General features: G+C 66.1%; 15 protein-coding genes and 1 pseudogene. 4 read left to right on the top strand and 12 right to left on the bottom strand.

Going from position 1 to position 18,855, the window contains the following annotated elements:
* Positions 1-140 precede the first annotated feature (140 nt).
* Positions 141-1,688, bottom strand: a complete 1,548-nt coding sequence (locus AB4Y36_RS06250; protein WP_368682555.1) for a methyl-accepting chemotaxis protein — start codon at positions 1,686-1,688, stop codon at positions 141-143.
* A 118-nt stretch (positions 1,689-1,806) separates the two neighbouring features.
* Positions 1,807-2,019, bottom strand: coding sequence for a hypothetical protein (locus AB4Y36_RS06255; RefSeq protein ID WP_368682556.1), 213 nt, complete (start codon positions 2,017-2,019; stop codon positions 1,807-1,809).
* Positions 2,020-2,105: 86 nt separating this feature from the next.
* Here AB4Y36_RS06255 and aepX point away from each other — a divergent pair, with 86 nt between their 5' ends.
* From aepX to AB4Y36_RS06270, 3 genes are read left to right on the top strand one after another with little or no spacing between them, the layout of a single operon-like run.
* Positions 2,106-3,812 carry a phosphoenolpyruvate mutase gene (gene aepX / locus AB4Y36_RS06260; protein ID WP_368682557.1) on the top strand — a complete coding sequence of 569 codons (1,707 nt, stop codon included), beginning with the start codon at positions 2,106-2,108 and terminating at the stop codon, positions 3,810-3,812.
* On the top strand, positions 3,809-5,008 hold the full coding sequence (gene aepY, locus AB4Y36_RS06265; RefSeq protein WP_368682558.1) for a phosphonopyruvate decarboxylase: 1,200 nt from the start codon (positions 3,809-3,811) through the stop codon (positions 5,006-5,008). Before aepX ends, aepY begins: the two co-directional genes overlap by 4 nt.
* 9 nt (positions 5,009-5,017) lie before the next feature.
* Positions 5,018-6,085, top strand: coding sequence for a 2-aminoethylphosphonate aminotransferase (locus AB4Y36_RS06270; protein ID WP_368682559.1), 1,068 nt, complete (start codon positions 5,018-5,020; stop codon positions 6,083-6,085).
* Positions 6,086-6,148: 63 nt separating this feature from the next.
* On the opposite strand, the pseudogene AB4Y36_RS06275 reads toward AB4Y36_RS06270, so the two are convergent.
* The 3 genes and pseudogenes from AB4Y36_RS06275 to AB4Y36_RS06285 all read right to left on the bottom strand — a co-directional run bounded on the left by AB4Y36_RS06275 (position 6,149) and on the right by AB4Y36_RS06285 (position 9,296).
* Positions 6,149-7,606 (bottom strand): annotated as a pseudogene (locus AB4Y36_RS06275) (SLC13 family permease).
* Between the two features lie 23 nt (positions 7,607-7,629).
* Positions 7,630-8,400 (bottom strand): IclR family transcriptional regulator, encoded by a 771-nt coding sequence (locus tag AB4Y36_RS06280; RefSeq protein ID WP_069261780.1) that lies wholly within the window; start codon positions 8,398-8,400, stop codon positions 7,630-7,632.
* Between the two features lie 8 nt (positions 8,401-8,408).
* Positions 8,409-9,296: an N-formylglutamate amidohydrolase gene (locus AB4Y36_RS06285; RefSeq protein ID WP_368682560.1), complete on the bottom strand. Its 888-nt coding sequence runs from the start codon at positions 9,294-9,296 to the stop codon at positions 8,409-8,411.
* A 441-nt stretch (positions 9,297-9,737) separates the two neighbouring features.
* Here AB4Y36_RS06285 and AB4Y36_RS06290 point away from each other — a divergent pair, with 441 nt between their 5' ends.
* On the top strand, positions 9,738-10,838 hold the full coding sequence (locus AB4Y36_RS06290; RefSeq protein WP_368682561.1) for a porin: 1,101 nt from the start codon (positions 9,738-9,740) through the stop codon (positions 10,836-10,838).
* 17 nt (positions 10,839-10,855) lie between these two features.
* Here AB4Y36_RS06290 and AB4Y36_RS06295 read toward each other — a convergent pair whose 3' ends face one another.
* The 7 genes from AB4Y36_RS06295 to AB4Y36_RS06325 all read right to left on the bottom strand — a co-directional run bounded on the left by AB4Y36_RS06295 (position 10,856) and on the right by AB4Y36_RS06325 (position 18,800).
* Positions 10,856-12,085, bottom strand: coding sequence for a PepSY-associated TM helix domain-containing protein (locus AB4Y36_RS06295; protein WP_368682562.1), 1,230 nt, complete (start codon positions 12,083-12,085; stop codon positions 10,856-10,858).
* Positions 12,086-12,348: 263 nt separating this feature from the next.
* Positions 12,349-12,498: a hypothetical protein gene (locus tag AB4Y36_RS06300; protein WP_176732810.1), complete on the bottom strand. Its 150-nt coding sequence runs from the start codon at positions 12,496-12,498 to the stop codon at positions 12,349-12,351.
* A 121-nt stretch (positions 12,499-12,619) separates the two neighbouring features.
* Positions 12,620-13,207, bottom strand: a complete 588-nt coding sequence (locus tag AB4Y36_RS06305; RefSeq protein WP_069261784.1) for an NTP transferase domain-containing protein — start codon at positions 13,205-13,207, stop codon at positions 12,620-12,622.
* A 142-nt stretch (positions 13,208-13,349) separates the two neighbouring features.
* A complete protein-coding gene (locus AB4Y36_RS06310; protein WP_368682563.1) occupies positions 13,350-15,581 on the bottom strand; it encodes a xanthine dehydrogenase family protein molybdopterin-binding subunit in 2,232 nt (743 codons plus the stop codon).
* Positions 15,578-16,594, bottom strand: a complete 1,017-nt coding sequence (locus AB4Y36_RS06315) for a xanthine dehydrogenase family protein subunit M (RefSeq protein WP_368682564.1) — start codon at positions 16,592-16,594, stop codon at positions 15,578-15,580. The genes AB4Y36_RS06310 and AB4Y36_RS06315 overlap by 4 nt, the downstream gene beginning before the upstream one ends.
* 16 nt (positions 16,595-16,610) lie before the next feature.
* The gene (locus AB4Y36_RS06320) at positions 16,611-17,327 is read right to left on the bottom strand and encodes a (2Fe-2S)-binding protein (RefSeq protein ID WP_368682565.1); all 717 of its coding nucleotides are present in this window, start codon (positions 17,325-17,327) and stop codon (positions 16,611-16,613) included.
* Positions 17,328-17,831: 504 nt separating this feature from the next.
* Positions 17,832-18,800, bottom strand: a complete 969-nt coding sequence (locus AB4Y36_RS06325) for a LysR family transcriptional regulator (protein ID WP_368682566.1) — start codon at positions 18,798-18,800, stop codon at positions 17,832-17,834.
* Positions 18,801-18,855: the final 55 nt, after the last annotated feature.

Below are 18,855 nucleotides of genomic sequence, written 5' to 3' on the forward strand. Positions count from 1 at the left end.
GGCCGCGAATGCGGCCCGGCGGGCAGGGATGCGAACCGGCGGCGAACCGGCGGCGAGCCGGCGGCGAACCGGCGGCGTACCGGCGGCGTACCGGCGGCGAACCGGCGGCGTACCGGCGGCGAGCCGGCGTGGCGACAGCGTTACGGGTGCGCGGGCAAGCGGAAGCTCGCGATCGACTCGCGCAGCACGCTCACCTGATCCTTGAGCGAATGGGCGGCGGCTGCGGCCTGTTCCACGAGCGCCGCGTTTTGCTGCGTCACCTGATCCATCTCACCCACGGCGCGGTTGACCTGCTCGATGCCGGCGCTCTGCTCGCGCGAAGCGTTGCTGATCTCTTCGAGGATCTCGTGCACGCGTCGCACCGACTGCACGATCTCGGTCATCGTCGCGCCCGCGTTGGTCACGAGATGCTGACCTTCGGTCACGGTGCCGGTCGACTTTTCGATCAGCGCCTTGATCTCCTTGGCAGCGGTCGCGGAGCGCTGCGCGAGGCTGCGCACTTCGGCGGCCACCACTGCGAAGCCGCGGCCCTGTTCGCCCGCGCGCGCCGCTTCCACAGCGGCGTTCAGGGCGAGGATGTTGGTCTGGAACGCAATGCCGTCGATCACGCCGATGATGTCGCCGATCTGCTGCGAGCTCGTCGTGATGTCGCCCATCGTGCGCACGACGTCGTCGACTACGGCGCTGCCGCGCGTCGCGACGTCGGCGGCCTGGCTCGCGAGCGACGCCGCATGCTGGGCGCTATCCGCGTTCTGGCGCACGTTCGCCGTCATCTGATCCATGCTCGACGCGGTCTGCACGAGCGCCGCCGCCTGTTCCTCGGTGCGTTGCGAGAGATCCGTGTTGCCAGCCGCGATCTCGTTCGCGCCCACGTTGATGTTTTCGGCGCCGCTGCGCACGCGCGAGACGGTTTGCACGAGCGCCGTTTGCATCGTCGCGAGCGCGCGCATCAGGCTGGTCTCGTTCGTGCCCTGCACCTGCAGGCGCAAGGTGAGGTCGCCCTCGGCGATGCGATTGGCCGCGTCCACCGCGCCTTCCAGTTCGCCGCCGATGCTGCTGCGCACGCTGCGCACCACGAGCACCATCACGGCCGTGGCGGCCCCGCCCAGCAGGAAGGTCACGCCGAGCCAGCGCAGCAGGCTGTCGTAGAACTCGGCGCGCACGTCGTCCATGTACATGCCCGTCACGATCACCCAGTCCCACGGCACGAAGCGGCGTCCGAAGCTCAGCTTGGGAACGGGCTCGCTGTGGCCGGGCTTGGCCCAGAGGTAGTCGAGGAAGCCGCCGTTCGGGCCGCTCGCGGCGTTCACGAGCCCGGTGAACACATGGGTGCCCGCGGGGTCGGTGAAGTCGCTCAGGTTCTTGCCGTCGAGCTCGGGCTTGATCGGATGCATCAGCATGACCGACTGCGAGTTGTTGATGCTCAGATAGCCGTCGGTGCTGTAGCGGATCGAGCCGATCACGGTCAGCGCCTGCTTCTGGGCGTCGGCTTCGGGCATGACGTTGCGCTGCGAGAGCCCGTAGTAGTAGTTGGCGATGCTCGTCGCTTCGTCGACGAGCGTGGTGAGCTGCGCGCGCCGCTCGCGGATCATCGCTTCGCGGCTTTGCCAGGCGCCAAAGGCGACGATCAACAGCAGGCCGATCCAGAGGATCGCGATCATCGAGCGGAGCTTTTTGTTGAGGGTCATGTTCTGCATGGTCGGTCGGATATTTCACAGGGCAGGAGCGGTGCGACTGGCGATGCGTTGCCGCCAGACTGTGTTTACGGCCCACGCAAACGGGCGCGAGACCCAGGGGGAACCCTGCTTAGGCAGCTTTTTCTTCATACAAATCAAAGTCCTTGATCTGGCGCATATGACGCGCTGCTGAAACGCCTGCAAACGCGCCGACAAAAGCCACAAATTTCACAGCAACTCCATGATTTGCCACTCTTTGCAGGGATCGACTGCGGATAGGAATCATTTCCGATATAGTCGCGACTTTGCCCCCGGCCAGCCTGACTTCGAGGCTTGCGATCAAGCCGGGATGAAGGACCTTTACCAACGATGCGACGCACACGGCGCAGCCCCGCTGCGGCCCGCATGACGTCCACTGGAGCAACAAGAATGAACGCACGCGAACCCGCCCTGGTCCCCGCCGCTCTTGCCACATCGCGCAGCGCGCGGCTGCGCCAGATGCTGACCAGCAACGAACTCGAATTCCTGATGGAAGCGCACAACGGCCTTTCCGCACGCATCGCGCGCGAGGCGGGCTTCAAGGCGATCTGGGGCTCGGGCCTCTCGATCTCCGCGCAGTTCGGCGTGCGCGACAACAACGAGGCGAGCTGGACCCAGGTGGTCGACAACCTCGAGTTCATGGCCGACGCGAGCGACCTGCCCATCCTGCTCGACGGCGACACCGGCTACGGCAACTTCAACAACGTGCGCCGTCTCGTGCGCAAGCTGGAGCAGCGCGGCATTGCGGGCGTGTGCATCGAAGACAAGGTGTTCCCGAAGACCAACAGTTTCATCGGCGGCGAAGCGCAACCGCTTGCCGACATCGACGAGTTCTGCGGCAAGATCAAGGCCGGCAAGGATTCGCAGACCGACGAGCACTTTTCGATCGTCGCGCGCGTCGAGGCGCTGATCGCGGGCTGGGGCATGGACGAAGCGCTCAAGCGCGCCGAAGCGTATCGCCAGGCCGGCGCAGACGCGATCCTCATCCACAGCAAGCTTTCGAAAGCTGACGAGATCCTCACGTTCGCGCGCGAGTGGGCGGGCCGCGGCCCGCTCGTGATCGTGCCGACCAAGTACTACAGCACGCCGACCGAGGTGTTCCGCAAGGCGGGCATCAGCACGGTGATCTGGGCGAACCATCAGATCCGCGCGGCCGTTTCGGCCATGCAGGCCGTCACCAAAACGATTTACGACACGCAAACGCTCGTCGATATCGAAGACCGCATTGCTACGGTCAACGAAATTTTCCGCTTGCAGGACGCCGACGAATACTCGGAAGCCGAAGACCGCTACCTTGGCGCCACGTCGCGCGGCGCGGGCTCGGCGATCGTGCTGGCCGCGAGCCGCGGCTCGGGTCTCGACGCCTACACGGAAGACAAGCCCAAGGTCATGCTGCCGGTCGCGGGCAAGCCGCTCCTGCGCTGGCTCGTCGACGCGTTCAAGAAGCAGTCGGTCAACGACATCACCGTGGTGGGCGGCTACAAGGCCGAAGCCATCGACACGGCGGGCATCAAGCTCGTGCGCAACGAGCGCTTCGCGCAGACGAACGAACTCGCTTCGCTCGCGTGCGCGGTCGGCGCGCTCGACAACGACACGGTGATCTCGTACGGCGACCTCGTGTTCCGCAGCTACATCCTGCGCGATCTCGTGGAAAGCGAAGCGGACTTCAGCGTGGTGGTGGACTCGTCGCCCGAGTCGGAGAACAGCAGCACGCGCGACTTCGCATGGTGCTCGGCCGCCGACGAGCGCGATCTGTTCGGCAACAAGGTGATCCTCGAGCGTGTGGCGAGCGACCCGGCCGCGAACGGCGCGGCCCCGCACGGCCGCTGGATCGGCCTCGTGAACGTGCGAGGCGCGGGCCGTGCGAAGCTCGCGAAGAAGCTCGCGCAGCTGCAGACGTGCGCCGACTTTGACACGCTCGACATGCCGGCGCTGCTCAACGCACTGATCGCAGACGGGGAGAAAATCGAAGTGCAGTACGTGCACGGCCACTGGCGCGGCGTGAACGACCTCGAAGACTTCCGCCGCGCGGGAGATTTCGCTCAGGGCGTCTATACGCACGCGCAAACGCCGCTGGGCGCGGAGGGCCAGGCATGATCGAAGCCGCACAATTCGTCGAAGCGGCGCGCTCGCGCGGCTTCGAGTGGTACGCCGGCGTGCCGTGCTCGTACCTCACGCCGTTCATCAACTACGTGCTGCAGGACGATTCGCTGAATTACGTGAGCGCGGCCAATGAAGGCGACGCGGTTGCGGTCATCGCGGGCGTCGCGCTCGCGGGCAAGCGCGGCATCACGATGATGCAGAATTCGGGCCTCGGCAACGCCGTGAGCCCGCTCACTTCGCTGACATGGACGTTCCGTCTGCCGCAACTGCTGATCGTGACGTGGCGCGGCCAGCCGGGCGTGCCCGACGAGCCGCAGCACGCGCTGATGGGCCCGGTTACGCCGCAGATGCTCGAAACGATGGAAATTCCGTGGGAGACGTTCCCCACGGAAGCCGACCAGATCGCGGCGGCGCTCGATCGCGCCATCAAGCACATGGACGCAACGGGCCGCCCGTACGCGCTCGTCATGCAGAAGGGCAGCGTGGCGCCGTACGAACTCGAGGGCGGCGGCGCGATGCCGGCGAAGCACGCGCTGCCGGTGGCGCAGGTCAAATGGACCGGGCGGACGCCTGATCAACTGCCCACGCGCCAGCAGGCGCTCGAGCGCGTGATCGCGGCGACGCCTGCCGAGTCGACGGTGGTCGTCGCCTCGACGGGTTTCTGCGGCCGCGAACTCTACGCACTCGACGACCGCTCGAACCAGCTCTACATGGTGGGCTCGATGGGCTGCGTCACGCCGTTCGCGCTCGGTCTCGCGCTTGCGCGGCCCGACCTCAACGTGGTCGCGCTCGACGGCGACGGCGCGGCGCTCATGCGCATGGGCGTGTTCGCCACGCTCGGCGCCTATGGCCCGGCGAACCTCACGCACGTGCTGCTCGACAACGGCGCGCACGATTCGACGGGTGGCCAGGCCACCGTGTCGGGACAGGTGTCGTTCGCGAACGTGGCCGCCGCGTGCGGTTACGCCGACGCCGTGGAAGGCGACGATCTCGCCATGCTCGACAGCGTGCTCACCGCCGCGCGCGAACGTGCGAAGCGCGCTTCGGGTGTCGAAGGCACGCGCTTCGTACGCCTGGCGATTCGCCGCGGTACGCCCGATGGCCTGCCGCGCCCCACGATCACGCCGCCCGATGTCAAGACGCGCCTCATGCGCCACATCGGCGCCGCCGTCGTCACGTCCGCTGAATAAGGAACTACCATGCTGCTGCTCAATCCCGGCCCGGTCACGCTCACCGAACGCGTGCGTCAGAGCCTCCTCCAGGAAGACCTGTGCCATCGCGAAAGCGAGTTCTTCGACGTGCAGGAAGAGGCGCGCACGCGTCTCGTGGGCGTCTACGATCTCGACCCCGCGCAATGGCAGGCCGTGCTCATGACGGGCTCCGGCACGGCTGCGGTCGAAAGCATGATCTCGACGCTCGTGCCCGCGAACGGCAAGCTGCTGATTGTCGAGAACGGTGTGTATGGCGAGCGCATCACCGCGATCGCGAAGCAGTATGGCATCGCGCATGAAGTGGTTAAGCACGACTGGATGCAGGCGCCGGATCTCGCGCGCATCACGGCCGCGCTCGACGCCGACAAGTCGGTCACGCACGTCGCGATCATTCATCACGAAACGACCACGGGCCGCCTGAACGATCTGCGCGCACTGGGCGAAGCGTGTTGCGCGCGCGGCGTGCAGATGCTCGTGGACGGCGTGAGCAGCTTCGGTTCCGAAGCGATCGATTTCGGCGACGCGAGCATCGCGGCGGTGGCGGCCACGGCGAACAAGTGCCTGCACGGCGTGCCGGGCGCTGCCTTCGTCGTGGTGCGGCGCGCCGCGCTCACGCAAGCGCATAGCCGCACGTACTATCTCGATCTCAAGCGTCTTGCCACGCTGCAGGACCAGCGCAATACGCCGTTCACGCCTTCGGTGCACGCGTACTACGCGCTCGTCGAGGCGCTGCGCGAACTCGCTGACGAAGGCGGCTGGCAGGCGCGTCACGCGCGCTATGCGACGCTTTCCGAGCAGGTGCGCGCGGGGCTCGCTGCGCGCGGCATGGAAAGCGTGCTGCCGAAGGACGAATCGTCGGTGGTGCTGCGCGCGTTCCGCTTGCCCGCGGGCGTCGATTATCCCGCGCTACATGACGCGCTCAAGGCGCGCGGTTTCGTGATCTATGCGGGGCAGGGCGGCTTGTCGGCGGAACTGTTCCGCATCTCGACGATGGGCGACATTCACGCCGCCGATGTCGAGCGCTTGCTGGCCGCGTTCGATGAAGTGACGCGTTGAGGGCGTAGTTCGCAAGCGACTAACGGGCGGCTTCGGCCGCCCGTTTGCTTTTTTGGTCGAGCTTCAATATCCCGTGACTACCGCAAGCGCAAGGGTCGCAGAAGACAGCACGAGCAGCACGAGAAAGAGCGGCAGAATGAAGCGTATCCACTCGCCGAAGCCCACGCGCGCCGTGGCGAGATACGCGAGCAGCATGCCGGAGGTGGGCGTGACCATGTTCGTGAGGCCGCCGCCCAGCACGAATGCGAGCACCGAGGTCTGCCCGCTCACGCCCGAAAGCTGTGCGATAGGCCCGATGATCGGCATGCTCACCGCTGCCTTGCCCGAAACCGAAGGAATGAACACGTCGAGCAGCATCTGCACGGCCATGAGTCCGTTGGCGACCCAGACGCTCGAGCGTCCGTGCGCGAGGCGCGTGAAGTAGTCGATCAGCGTATCGAGCACGAAGCTGTTCTGGAGGATCAATTCGACCGATGCCGCAAGCCCGATCAGGAGACCCGCGAGCACCATGCCCTTCATGCCGTCGACGAAGGCCTCGGACGCGCTGCGCGAATCGAGCCGCCCGACGAGCGCTGTCACGATGCTGATCGCCACATAGAATGCGGAAAGCTCGACGTTGCCCCACTTCAGTTCGCGCGTGCCGAACACGAGTGCAGCGGCCGCAAAAGCGAGGATGACGAGCGTCGCCTTGTGGCGGCGCGAGAGCGGCGTAGGCGCATGCAGCGCCTCGACGGCGGCCTCGCGCCGATAGCCGCTGCGACGCACATAGAGCAGCAGATACGCGACGCCGATCGTCAGAAACACCACGAATACGCCGAGCCGCAGCGCCAGCCCGCTGAAGAGCGGCACGCCGACGATGGGCTGCGCCACCGCGAGAGAAAGCGGATTCGTAACCGACGCGATATAGCCGATCTTCGCCGCGATCGCGACGAGCGCCACTGCGAACAGATTCGAGAGGCCGAGCCGCTTCGCGAGCAGCATCACCATCGGGATGATGACCAGGTACTCCGAAATGAATCCGAGCATGGTGCTGCCAAGCCCGATCAGGATCATGAGCAGCGGCGCGAGCACTTAGACATTGCCGGCGGTGAGCTGGAGCAGGCGGTCGATGCCGGTGTCCACTACGCCCGTGCGTTTCATGACGCCGAACATGCCGCCCACGAACATCACCATGACGATGAGCGGCGCGTTCTTGATGAGCCCGTTCGGCATGGCGACGAACACCGAGACGAGGCTCGCGGGCGCCGCATGATCCAGCGTGCTCTTTGTCACTGCCGGCGCGACGAGCGTGGCAAGATCGCCGCTTTTCGGCACCATGTGGTAGGTGCCAGGAACCACGAGCTTGTCGTGGCGCTCGAAACGGCCCGCGTCGACGAACCAGGTCATCGCCAATGCGGCGGCGAGTACCCAGAGCATCATGACGACAGGGTGCAGCATCTTGCCGTGCGGCCTGGTTTCCGGTTTTGCGTCTTCGGTGGGCGTCGTGTCTTCGCGCGGGGAAGAGGGCGGAGCGGCGATCATGATAAGGATTCCTCTGTGCGTACTCAGGCGGAAAGCGCCGCGGCGCGTGCGCCCGCATAGCCGAGTTCGGCGGAGATCGCATCGGCGCAGGCTTGAAGACGTTCGAGGTAGTCGGGAATCTCGGCGCGGCCGATGCGCATTTCCGGCCCTGAAATGGCGACGGCCGCCACCGTCGCGCCCGACATATCGCGCACCGGCGCGGAGATCGCCACTGCGCCGGCCGTCACTTCGCCGAGACTCACGGCGTAGCCCTTGCGCGCGATCGCATCGAGTTCCTCGACAAGCGCGATCAGGTCCGGCGCCTCGGGCATCTTCTTCATGCGCGCGAGATAGTCGGTGCGCACGGCACCGGGTGCGAACGCGAGCAACACCTTGCCCGAAGCGCCGTGGTTGATCGACCGGCGGTTGCCCACCGCGCCTACTGCTCGCACCTGGTGCGTGGTCTCGCATCGCGCGACGCAAACCGTCTCGAGGCCCTCGCGCACCCGCAGCACGATCGTCTCGTTGATGGCCTGGTTGAGCGCGAGCATGTGGCGCGAGGCCGAGCGTACGAGCGTGTTTTGCTGCGTGGCCGCCACGCCTAACACGAAGGCTTGCGGACCGAGCGCGTAGGTGGAGGTTTGCGCGTCCTGCACGACATAGCGGTGCAGCTCCAGCGTGCAGAGCATGCGATAGGTGCGCGATTTGTTGATACCCAGCTGCGTGGACAGTTCCGTTACGCCAAGGCCGGGATGCTCGGCCACATAGCTGAGCAGTTTGAGCGCGTTGTCGACGGCATCGACGATATAGGTCATGGTTATGCTCACTTTGCGTTGAGTCGCGCGCGCACCCGGTGGGCGAGGGCGTCGGCGAAGGCGTCGAGGTCGCGCTTGAGCGTGTCGAAACCCGCATGCTTCGAACACGTCGCCTCATCCATGTAGAGCGCGCGGTTCAGTTCGATCTGGATGCTGTGCCGGTTGCGCGCCGGATCGCTCACGGCGCGCAGCAGGTCGCCGCCCTGGTAAGGCTCGTTGATCTGCACGCGATAGCCGGCGGCCGCAAAGTGCTCGGCGACCCATTGCGTGAAGGCCGGATCCGACGTCGTGCCGCGCCGGTCGCTGATGACGAAATCGGGGCGCGCCTCGCCCGAGTCGACGTTCATTTCGTTGCCGCGCGATTTCATGGAGTGACAATCCACGTGCCATAGCGCGCCGTGCTGTGCGTAAGCCGTTTCGGCCGCCTGCGCGAGCGCCGCGCGGTAGGGGCGGTAATACGCGTCGATGCGGTGCCGGACTTCATCGACAGAAAGCTTGCGATCGTAGAGCGGCATGCCGGGCAGCGCGTAGCGGCGGATCAGTCCCATGCCGCGTCGCGTGTACGGCTCGGGCGCGAGCGGCTCGGGCCAGGGCTCGGCGAGCAGTTCGGCGTCGATGTCGGTGATGGCGCGGTTCGGGTCGATATAGGCGCGCGGAAAGCGTGCGCCGATCAGCACGCCGCCGCGCGCGGGAACGCCGCCCCACAGTTCGTCGACGAACGCGTCCCACGAGGTGAGGATCGCCTCGCGCGGCGCGACGGTGCCGAAGTCGTCCGGCAGCGTAATGCCGCTATGCGGGGAGTCGAACACGATAGGCAGCGGCGCAGCCTGTGCCGCAACGGTGAAGCAGGGCGCGTGTTCGTCTGCCTGGGGGGAAAGAAGGCTGGTGTTCGTCATCGCTAGTCAGTCACTTGTCGCGTGTTTTAATGAATAAAACAGCGTTTTAATTTCAAGAGACAGCGTAGCGCGCGGTAAAAATTGGGCCGATTGGGGTTTCCCCTGGAATGGCTCGGTAAAAACGGTGAAACGAACCAACTGTAAAGGATTACAGCGATTTTGGCGGACGCCGCGACGCCTTGGGTCGTGTCGCGGGTTTTTGACAGCTTCTTGACGGGACGGAAAGCCGGCCCGAATAATTAATAATACGCTGTTTTAAACAATAAAACAAGCGGGTGGGGCAAGCATCGCTAACGGGGACTACGAGCAGGCAACCGTCGCTCTGCGCTGCACAGCGATGCCGTTTCATCAGGACTGCAAAAGATAGATCGCACCTCGCGGCGCGCATCTGGAGATCAACGTCAATTCACGGCACATCGAATGCCAGAAGGAGAAAAACGCATGTTTCACGCATCCCGGCACACCCTCGCACTCGTCATCGGCGGTCTCGGTCTCGCGGCCTCGCACGCTAACGCGCAGTCGAGTGTCACGCTCTACGGCATCGCCGACGGCGGCTTCACCTACACGAGCAACCAGGGCGGCAAGTCGAACTTCCAGGCGACGGCCGGCAGCGAGCAGGGCTCGCGCTGGGGCCTGCTCGGCAGCGAAGATCTGGGCGGCGGCAATCGCGCGATCTTCCGCCTCGAGAACGGCTTCAACCTGCAGACCGGCACCGCGAGTGCGAACGGTCGCATCTTCGGCCGCCAGGCGTGGGTGGGCCTCGCGAGCGACCGCTGGGGCTCGCTCACGTTCGGGCGCCAGTACAACGCGGCGCAGGACTCGCTCGAACCGCTGCAGATGGCCGTGGAGACGTCGCAATACGGTACGCACCCGTTCGATACCGACGACCTGAACAACACGTTCCGCACCGACAACTCGGTCAAGTACGTCACGCCCAAGTTCCACGGCCTGACGATCAACTCGATGTACGGCTTCAGCAACAACGCGGGCAACTTCGGGACGAACCGTTCATGGAGCGTAGGCGCGAGCTATGCGGGCGGGCCGCTGCAGTTCGGCGCAGCGTATGTACAGCTCGATCATCCGGCCACGGACACGACCGGCGCGATTCCTTCGGACAACTACTTCACGTTCCTGAAGGGCATTACGCAGCAGCGCATCTGGGGCGCGGGAGGTGTGTACACCTTCGGCAATCTCGGCGTGGGTGCGATGTACACGAACGTCGCGTTCGAGCTGACGCCGCAAAGTCAATACCAGCACTATCAGAACGCGGAAGTCAGCCTGCGCTATGCGATCACGCCGTCCATTCATGCCGCGATCGGCGAAACCTGGACGGGCGTGAATGCGAACGGCCAGAAGGATAGCTGGCACTACTGGCAGACGACCAGCGCGCTGCAATACTTCCTCTCGAAGCGCACGGATGTCTATCTCGACCTCATCTATCAGCGCGCAACGAACGCCGTGGCGCAGATCGAAGGGACGTCTGGCGCATCGAGCAACGGCAACCAGTTCCTCGCGGTGACGGGCATCCGCCACAAGTTCTGAGTGGCTGACCCGGGCGGTCAGTTCGCGGCGCGCTCGCGCGTGCCGATCGTGCTGGCCGCCTTCGCCTGCTTCGCGGGCTTGCGCCGCGCACTCGCTTTCTTGAGCCAGATGAGCACGCCGGTCACGCTGAGCATCGCGACGACAACGCCGGTAATGCTGATGGCGATACGTCCCGGCAGCCCGGCAATGCGGCCCGAGTGCAACGGAAACTGCGCCTGCATGAAGATATCGCCTGCGCTGCCGCGGCCCGGAATCTGCCTGCCGAGCACCTGGCCCGTGCGCGCGTTCATGATGAGCCAGGCATTGCCGAGGCCCGCGTCACCGTGATCGTTGCCCGCCTCGAAGTAGCCCACGCCATACACGCCGGAGGTGGGCAGCCCGAAGAGTCCCCCCGGCGGCGCTGTGATGCCTTCCCGGCGGCCCATCCCGGCGGCTTCCGCCACGATGCGTTCGCGCGCGGCGGTGGCTTCAGCGGGCGTGAGCGCGGGGCCCGGCGCGACGATGCGGAACGGGTCCGGCGCGAGCGTCGAGAACACCGACACCACGGGGCGCACGACCTGCGTGCCGAGGTTCATCGAAATCGATGTCACGGCCACCACGATCAGGAGTCCCCAGAGCCACACGCCGCCCGAGCGGTGCAGATCGAACGTGAGCGCATACCCGCCGCGCTTCACGCGAAAGGCGAGCGACTTGCGCCAGCTTTTCAGGTTCGGGAACGCGAGGACGATCGCGATGAAGCCGTCGAGCAGCCATACCATCCCCACCACGCCCATCGTCCACACGCCGAAGTCGATGCCCATCTTCGTCGGCATGAATAGCGTGTAGTGGAGTTGGTAGAGGAAGGGGATCAGGTTCTGGCGCGCAAGCGAAGCCTTGCCCCACATGCGGCGGCCTTGCTCCTCGCCCGTGACGGGGTCGAGCGCGACCTGGTTGAAGTCGAGCGCGTAGGGCGCCTGGCTCGCGGGGTTCAGGCGCGGCGCGACTTGCGCGATCCAGGTATGGCCAGGCTCGACGGAAAGCGGCATGAAGGTTACGACCGCATGCGGTTCTTCGGCCTCGAGACGCTTCGCGAGTTCGAGCGCAGGCAGCGGGGTGCCCGGCGTCGCGCTACGGAAGAACGTTGGATTGAGCAGCGCGTCGAGTTCGTGGTCCCACGCGATCACCGCGCCGGTCAGTCCGGCGAGGAACAGGAAGGCTGCGGTGCCAAGACCGAACCAGCGGTGCAGGCGGACCAGCATCGGTCTCATGCAAAACCTCGGCTCGCCGGCCGGCGCGCGGGGGCGAACGCAATCACGATCGGGCTCACGGCAATCTTGAAAAACACTGCAAATAGGAATCGTTTGCATTCTACGGATCGACCGTCGAAGGCGCAAGCTTTGCGAAAGGCGAGGATATGGGGGCGGAAGAAGCGCGGAGCGCGCAGAAGCGGACGCGGCGCTTGCGAGATGTCGTCGCGAGCGCCGCTACGACCATGAGACACGATGCCCGGCCGCGGCGACCGGGCGTGCGATCACACGGGGTCCTTGTCCGGCGGCCCCTCGGGCTGCTGCGGTTCGTCCTTGTGATGGCCCGGTGCCGGTGGGGTGAGCGGGTCGCGTTCGGGGTCCCGTGTCGGATCGGCGAGTGGATCGGGAAGCGGATTCGTGTGCGAGCAGATCATCGCGAGGTCCTCTTGCGCTAAAGCGTGCGGACGTGTGGTGCGCGTCACCCTATAGCGTAGGCGATCGATTGCATGCCTGGCACTCGCAATTGAACAATCGCCGCGCGCGAGTGCGTGCGAATCAGAGCCCGTCGAGGTCGGCCGGCGTGTCGACGTCGCGCAGAATGCCCGGATCGTCGACTTCGATGCGTGTGAGCGGGTGGGTGCTCAGCAGGGCGCGTGCGCCCGCGTCGCCGTCGAGCGCGACGAGCGCTGCGCGATGCGCGTAGCCGAAGCCCACCGGATGTCCGCGCTGCCCGCGATAGAACGGCGCGACGAGCGACGCGCCGCCATCCAGTGTGCGCGCCACGGCTTCGATCGATTCGACGGCAATGCAGGGCATGTCGGCCAGCGCGACGATCCAGCTTTCCGCTTCATGATCGGTTTCCACGCCCGCAGCGAGGCTCGCGCCCATGCCGCGCGCGGCGTCGGGGGCGAACACCACCTCGCAGCCCGCGTCGTTGAGCACATGCGCGAGTGTTTCCGCCCCGGGACGGACAACGGCGATCACTTTGGGTACGACGCGTAGCAGCCGTTGCGCGGATTCGCGCGCGACGCACGTGCCTTCAGGGAGGGGAGCGAGGAGCTTGTTGCGCAGTCCGTTGGGATCGAAGCGCGAACCGGTGCCGGCGGCGAGCAACACGCCGGTGGCGAACGAAGCATAGGCCATGGGTGTGATACGCCGCGAAGAGGGTGAGCAGTGATTGTGCGGCGCAAGCGCGCGTGAGGCAAGCCCCGCGCGCGGCATAGGCCTTGCTCTGTCCTGCGTTTGCCGACTGCGCATGCACTATGCGGGTGCAGACCGGTGCCGGTCACGCAAGCGAATTCATCTGTGGAACGACCTTGTCGAGCGTGATCGGCAAATCGCGTACGCGCACGCCCGTGGCGTGATACACGGCATTCGCAATCGCCGCCGGCACGCCGGTAATGCCGATCTCGCCGATGCCGCGCACGCCAAGCGGATTGAAGCGCAGATCGGGTTCGCCGACGAACAGCACGTCCAGCTCGCCGATGTCCGCGTTCACGGGCACGTGATATTCCGCGAGATTGTTATTCGCAATGCGGCCCATGCGCGTGTCGAAGAGGCCCTCTTCGTGCAGGGCCGTGCCCACGCCCCATACCATGCCGCCCATCAACTGGCTGCGTGCCGTTTTTTCGTTGAGCACGCGTCCCACGTCGTACGCGCCGACGATGTGCGCCACGCGCATCGTGCCGGTATCGGCATCGACGTGCACTTCGGCGAATACCGCGCCGAATGAGTGAAACGCATACTGCTGCTTCTCGGCGCCTGGCTTCGTCGCGACCTGCGCCTCGAGCGGCTGGCCGCCCGCGCGTGCGATGACGGCGGCGGCCGGGTCGCGTCGCGAGCTGTCGCTGCGGCTTACGACCCAGCCGTCCTGCACGGTCACGTCGTCGGCAGCGAGTCCGTAGACGGGCGAGCCGCGATCGGCGCGCGCGAGCGCAATGAGCCTGTCGCGTACGGCCATGCACGCGGCCTGCACGGCGGGCGAGACACTCGCCGCCGACTGCGAGCCGCCCGAAACCGGCGCGATCGGCAAGGTCGAATCGCCCAGCGCGAAGCGGATGCGGTTGGGCGGGAAGCCCAGCGCGTCGGCGGCCACCTGGGTCATCACCGTGTAGGTGCCGGTGCCGATGTCCTGGGTGCCCGACGCGACTATGGCGTTGCCGTCGGGCAGGATGCGCGCCACGGCGGCGGCTTCGCTGCGGTTCGCGGGATAGGTCGCGCTCGCCATGCCGAGGCCGATGAGCGTGTTCCCGTTGCGCATGGCGCGCGGCGTGGCGATGCGCCGTGACCAGTTGAAGCGTTGCGCGCCCGCCTCGTAACACTGGCGCAGCGCTTTCGACGACCACGGCTTGCCGTCCTGCGGCTCGCTTTCCGCATAGTTTTTCAGGCGCAGCGCAACCGGGTCCATTTTCAGTTGCCACGCCAGCTCGTCCATGGCCGACTCGAGCGCGAACGAGCCGGTGGTTTCACCGGGCGCGCGCATGAAGGTCGGTGTGCCGACATTCAGGGGTACGACACGATGGCTCGTGCTGCAATTGGGCACCGCGTACATCACGCGCGTGACGAGGCCGCACATCTCGAGCCAGTCTTCGAACGTGGATGTGTGGGCCAGCGTGTCGTGGCGCAGGCCCGTGAGCGTGCCGTCCGGGCGCGCGGCGAGCGACAGATGCTGCTCCGTGTGCGGGCGCGAGCCGACGGGGCCGAACATCTGCGGCCGCGCGAGCGCGAGCCTCACGGGGCGTCCCGTCTGCTTCGCGGCCATTGCGCACAGGCTCACGTGCGACCACGACGAACCCTTGCAGCCGAAGCCGCCGCCGAGGAACGGCGAGATCACGCGCACGTTGTCCGGCGCGATGCCGAACACGGCCGCCACCGCGTCCCGCGCGCCGCTCACGCCCTGGGTGGCGTCGTAGAGCGTGAGATCCGGGCCGTCCCAGTGCGCCATCGTCGCGTGCGGCTCCATCGGGTTATGGAATTGCGTGGGCGTGGTGTAGACGGCATCGAAGCGCACGGCGCCTTCATGCAACCCGGCTTCGACATTGCCGCGCGTCGATTCGACCGGGCGCCCCATTGGGCTGGGCGGCGCGTGCGCGTCGCCTTTCGCGCGATTGAAGTCGAGCGTGGCCTGCGTCGGCGCGTAGGCGATGTCGACGTGACGCGCGGCATCGGTGGCGTGTTCCAGCGTGTCGGCAACCACGACTGCAACGGGCTCGTTGCTGTAGCGCACGACGTTGTCCTGTAGCAGCGTGAGGTGCCGTCCCGCTGGTGGTTTGAGCGGCGAGCGGCCGCCGTTGGGCAGCCGCATCGCGCTCTGGTACGTCATGATCAGCAGCACGCCGGGCATGGACTGCGCGCGGCTCGAGTCGATCGACGTGATCGTGCCGCTCGCAATCGTGCTGGTCACGAGCACGGCATGGGCGAGCCGCGTTTCGGGGAAATCGCTCGCGTAGAGGGCGCCGCCCGTGACTTTGAGCATGCCGTCGATGCGGTCCATCGGTTGTCCGGTCAGCGTGCTCATGCGAAATCTCCGGTGTTGTTGCCTTGCGTGCCGGTGGCGGCGAGCAGCGTCGAGCGGATGATCGCGCGTTGCGCGAGTCCGACCTTGAACGCATTGCCGCTCAGCGGCTTCGCCTGCGCGAGTTCCGCCGCGGCGGCCTCGCGTAGCGTCGACGCGCTGAGCGTCTTTCCGGCGAGATGCTGTTCCGCCACGCTCGCGCGCCAGGGCCGATGCGCCACGCCGCCCAGCGCGATGCACGCCGCTCGGATGCGGTGGCCGTCGAGTTGCAGCGCGCTCGCGACCGAAACGAGCGCGAACGCGTAGCTCGCGCGGTCGCGGATCTTGAGGTAGTGCGCGTGCTCGCTGAACAACGGCGGCGGCAGGTCGACCGAGGTAATCAGTTCACCTGATTGAAGTGTCGTGTCGAGATCGGGCCTGTCGCCGGGCAGGCGATGAAACGAGGCAAACGGGATGGTGCGTGCGCCGCTCGTTCCGCTCACTTGCACGGTGGCGTCGAGCGCCGCGAGCGCAACGCTCATATCGGACGGATTGACGGCCACGCATTGTGCGCTTGCGCCGAGGATCGCATGCATGCGGTTAAAGCCCTCAATCGCTGCACAGCCGCTGCCGGGCGCACGCTTGTTGCATTGGGTGAACGCGGTGTCGTAAAAGTACGGGCAGCGTGTGCGTTGCATGAGATTGCCGCCCACGGTGGCCATGTTGCGCAGCTGCGGCGACGCGCCGGCGAGCAGCGCCTGCGAGAGCAGCGGGTAACGCGTGCGCACGAGCGTGTGATTGGCCGCGTCGCTGTTGCTCACGAGCGCGCCGATGCGCAGGCCGCCGTTGGGCAGCGTTTGAACTTGATCGAGCGCCTCGATGCGCGTGATATCGATGAGCGTCACCGGATGCGCGATGCCGCCTTTCATGAGATCGAGCAGATTCGTGCCGCCGCCGATGAACGCCGCACCGGGACGCTGCGCGGCGGCAATCGCGCCGTTCACATCGGCGGCGCGCTGGTACGAGATGGCATCCATTTGTGTGCCTCCGTGCTCAGGCGCCGGCCGTGTGCGCGTCGCGCACGGCGGCCACGATGTTGACATAGGCGCCGCAGCGGCAGATGTTGCCGCTCATGCGCTCGCGTATTTCGGCATCGCTCAGTTGGGCGGGGCGCGTGCGCACGTCGGGCGTAGCGGCGCTCGCTGCGCCTGCCGCGAATTCGCTCAGGCATGCCGTGGCCGAACACAATTGGCCTGGCGTACAGAAGCCGCACTGGAAGGCGTCGTGCTCGATAAACGCACGCTGCACGGGACTGAGCGTGGCCACGCCCGCGAGCCCTTCGACCGTGGTGATGCGCTGGCCTTCGTGCATTACCGCGAGCGTGAGGCAACTGTTGATGCGCCGTCCTTCGACGAGCACCGTGCAAGCGCCGCACTGGCCGCGATCGCAGCCCTTCTTCGTGCCGGTGAGTCCCGCGTAGTCGCGCAGCGCATCGAGCAGCGTGACGCGCGGTTCGATATGCAGCGTGTAGGCGCGGCCGTTGATGTCGAGCCTGACCGGTTGCGCGGGCGCGGGCGGCGGCGCTTCGGTTGGGGCGCTGGCCGGCGGTGCATTCTGGGCATGCAGATGAGGCGTCGCGCTCAACGCGGCAGCGGCAGCCGCCGATTGCAGGAAGCGGCGGCGGGTGACGTCGGCGGGCGCGCGGGAGGGGGAAACTTGGGAGGCGTCGTCGCAATCGCACGGCGCATCGAGGGGACGTTCGTTGGACATGGCGATCTGCGGACTCCAGGATGAAGACAGTACATAAACCGGGACTTCAAGCGCTGGCCGCGCGGGGGCTTCGTCGCGCAGCGGCGCGCCTCTTTCGTGAAGCAATTCCGATGCCGCGGTGGCTCGGCCGGGCACTGCAGAACTGCAAAGTGCACTTCTCGAACACGAAAGTAAAGCGCTTACGTGTGAATTTTTCGCTGCATATTGCTTGATGGCGCAACGCTGTCGCATGGCTGGCGCCATTCCGGCGCGAAGCTGGCGCCATGGACAGAAATGCAATGCCGCAGGCGGGAAAAGGGTATTGAAAGATGATTGCGCGACGAGTCGTTCCGCGCAACGCCTACGCTATGCGCGGTCTTCCTGAAAGTTGAGGTGTCGGCCTGGCTATCTGGTGCTTCACGCTCGACCACAATGGTACGGAGTCCTTCCGACACGCCGTAGACCGCAGCGGCGGTGCGCTTGCAGACATTCGCCTTATCGATCGACTGAGGAATTGCGCACGAGTCAATCGAGAGGATCGCTAACCATGCCGGCGGTGCTCAGCGCAGCCACGGCCTCGCGCAGCCACACGAGCGCCGGATCGGCGTGATTGCGTGGGTGCCATGCCGCATGCATCGAAAAGCCGCGTGCCTCGAACGGCAGCTCGAACAGATCCACGCGGTCCTGGTAGCGTGCGGCGAGCCGATAAGGCAGCGTTGCCACATAGTCTGTGCGAGTGAGCACCTCGGGCACGAGCGTGAAGTGCTGTACTGAGTGCGCCACGCGGCGGCGTCGGCCGAGCGCTTCGAGATGTTCGTCCATGAAGCCGAAGAAGCTCGCGCCGCTGGTCGAAACGAGCACGTGCTCGAGCGCGCAATAGCTGTCCAGGTCGAACGGGGCTGCGCCGCGCGGGTGCCCTTTGCGCTGCGCCACGACGAAGTGTTCGTCGTAGAGCTTTCTGGCCTTGAGTGTTGGCGGCACCTGTTGCGCGGAGCCGAGCAGCAAATCGATTTCGCCGCGCTCGAAGCGCTCGGCGAGCGAGCCGGATTCAATCGCGATGAACGCCAACTGCAGGCCGGGCCCAGCCAGACGCGGCCACGCGATCATCAGCGGCAGGCCGAGCACGGCCACGCACTGGTCGCTCGCGGCGACCACGAAGCGCCGTGTACCCGTGAACGGATCGAAGGCGCTCTCGCGGCGCACCACCGTTTCGAGCGTCTTGAGCGCCGCATGCAGCGGCTCCATCAGTTCGAGCGCGCGCGCCGTGGGGGTCATGCCGCGGCCATTGGCGGCGGGAAGGAGCAGCGGATCGTCGAAGAGTTGGCGCAGCCGGGCAAGCTGCGCCGAAACAGCCGGCTGCGTGAGATTCAAGCGCGCGGCGGCGTGCGTCACGTTCAACTCGGCGAGCAGGGCGTCGAGTGACACGAGCAGGTTGAGGTCGATACCGGAGAGATCAATCACGGTGATGGGTGGAATGTCGGCAATTGATTTCAAGAATACGTCTCGCTCGCCTAGAGTTCAATCCGTCAGATGAACACCTTTCCACTAG

Origin of the sequence: Paraburkholderia sp. BR10936 (assembly GCF_040965735.1) — a bacterium.
Taxonomy (GTDB): domain Bacteria; phylum Pseudomonadota; class Gammaproteobacteria; order Burkholderiales; family Burkholderiaceae; genus Paraburkholderia; species Paraburkholderia nodosa_A.